Annotated in this window: 3 protein-coding genes; all 3 read left to right on the top strand. The window is 71.9% G+C overall.

Annotated elements, in window-relative coordinates:
- A partial coding sequence (locus AB0J09_RS63905) for an ABC transporter substrate-binding protein (protein ID WP_360714160.1) occupies window positions 1–564 on the top strand: 564 nt, incomplete at its 5' end.
- Entirely contained in the window at window positions 564–1571 is a 1008-nt protein-coding gene (locus tag AB0J09_RS63900) for an ABC transporter permease (protein WP_360714158.1), read from the top strand. The genes AB0J09_RS63905 and AB0J09_RS63900, both read left to right, overlap by 1 nt.
- Window positions 1571–1810 (top strand): hypothetical protein (locus AB0J09_RS63895; RefSeq protein WP_360714156.1); only part of this gene is annotated, 240 nt, incomplete at its 3' end. The genes AB0J09_RS63900 and AB0J09_RS63895, both read left to right, overlap by 1 nt.

The raw sequence follows: 1810 nt of genomic DNA, 5'->3' as shown, positions 1-1810 counted from the left end.
TACGACGCCGCGGCCGCCGCGGCCGCGCTCGACGCGGCCGGGTGGAAACTCGGCGCCGACGGGTTCAGGGCCAAGGATGGCAAGCGGCTCAGCCTGCGCTACATGTACGCCACCACCCGCGGCCCCGGCTTCCAGGCCGCCGCCGAGTACATGGCGGAGGCATGGAAGAAGCTCGGCGTCGAGGTGAAGCTGAACGGCGTGATCGACACCAAGCTGTCGGAGTCGCTCAACGCCACCCAGGACTGGGACGTCGTGTGGCTGCCGATCGGCGTCACCCTGCCCAGCCAGCTCGTCGGTTTCCTGTCGGGACCGTCCGCCCCCAAGGGCGCCAACTTCGCCCACCTGGCCAACAAGCGCTACGAGGAGCTCGTCGCCAAGGCGAGCAAGCTCCCCGCCGCCGAGGCCTGCCCGATGTGGCTGGAGTCGGAGTCGGCCCTATTCGAAAGCGCCGACCTGGTGCCCGTGGTGGACAACACGGCGCTGCAGGCCGCCAAGGGCGCCACGTTCCGCACCTCGGCCGGGTCCCTGGTGCCCACCTCGATCCGCCTCATGCAAGGAGACTAGTGAGCGACCCCCGGACCACGGAGCGCCCGGGCAGCAAGGCGGGGAGCATGACCGTGCGCAGGACGCTGCGTACGGCCGTGCGCCGGATCGTGCGGTTCGCCGTGTCGCTGGCGGTGCTGCTGGTGGCGTCGTTCGCAATGATCCACCTCATCCCTGGCGACCCGGTGCGCGCCTCGCTCGGGCCGGCCGCTCCGATCGAGCTGGTCGAGGCCCGTACGGCCGCGCTCGGTCTCGACCGCCCCCTGCCGGAGCAGTTCATCACGTACGTCGGCAACGTCCTGACCGGTGACTTCGGCACGTCCTTCCTGACGGGGGAGGCGGTGGGCGACGTCATCGCGGCCCGCCTGCCGAACACCCTGACCCTGGCCCTCCTGGCCACCGCCGTGGCGCTGATCGTGGCTGTGCCGCTCGGCATGTGGGCCGCCGTACGCACAGAGAACGGCCGCAACCGCGGCACCGAGCTGGCCTTCGGCACGGTCACCGGCACCGCCGTGGCCGTGCCCGAGTTCCTGTACTCGATCGCGCTGGTGGCCGTGCTGGCCGTCGGCCTCGGCTGGTTCCCGCCCGCGGGCAAGGCCGGGCCGCTCACGTACGTGCTGCCCGTCGCAGCCCTGTCGGCCGGGCCGATCGCCATGATCGCCCGGATCACCCGCGTCGAGACCCTGCGAGAGCTGGGCACCGACTACGTGCGCCTGGCCCGCGCCAAGCGGCTGCCCGCGGCCCGGCTCCACCTGCGCCACGTGCTGCCCAACACGCTCACGGCCACCCTGACCGTGGGCGGCCTGCTGCTGACCTCGCTGATCGCCGGCAGCGTCCTGGTCGAGTACGTCTTCGCCTGGCCCGGACTCGGTCTGAAGATCGTCGAGTCGATCACGCAGAAGGACTACCCGGTCGCGCAGGCCGTGATCCTCGTGTACGGCGCCATCGTGCTGATCGTGAACCTCGTCGTGGACCTGGTGCTCGGCGCGCTCGATCCCACCTCGGAGATCAAGGAGGTCTCTGCCTGATGCGGGCCAGGACGGCACCGGACGGCCCCCGGGCCGTGGACGGCGGCGCGGAGAAGAAGAACGGCATGCCCGCCAGGCGTTCCCGGGGCGGCGTGTGGCGCAGCGCCCCGGCGCTGATCGGCGGCGTGCTGGTGGTGCTCATGGCGGTGCTGGCCGTGGAGCGGCACGCTGCGCGTGTGCACCGCCAGGATCGCGGTGCGGCCGGAGGCGTCCGGCAGGCCCACTTGGACCGTGCGGTC

It is taken from the genome of Nonomuraea sp. NPDC049784 (assembly GCF_040659615.1).
In the GTDB taxonomy this organism is placed as follows: domain Bacteria; phylum Actinomycetota; class Actinomycetes; order Streptosporangiales; family Streptosporangiaceae; genus Nonomuraea.
Note: the sequence above shows the minus strand (reverse complement) of the source record. Positions and strands in the feature narration are given on the sequence as shown.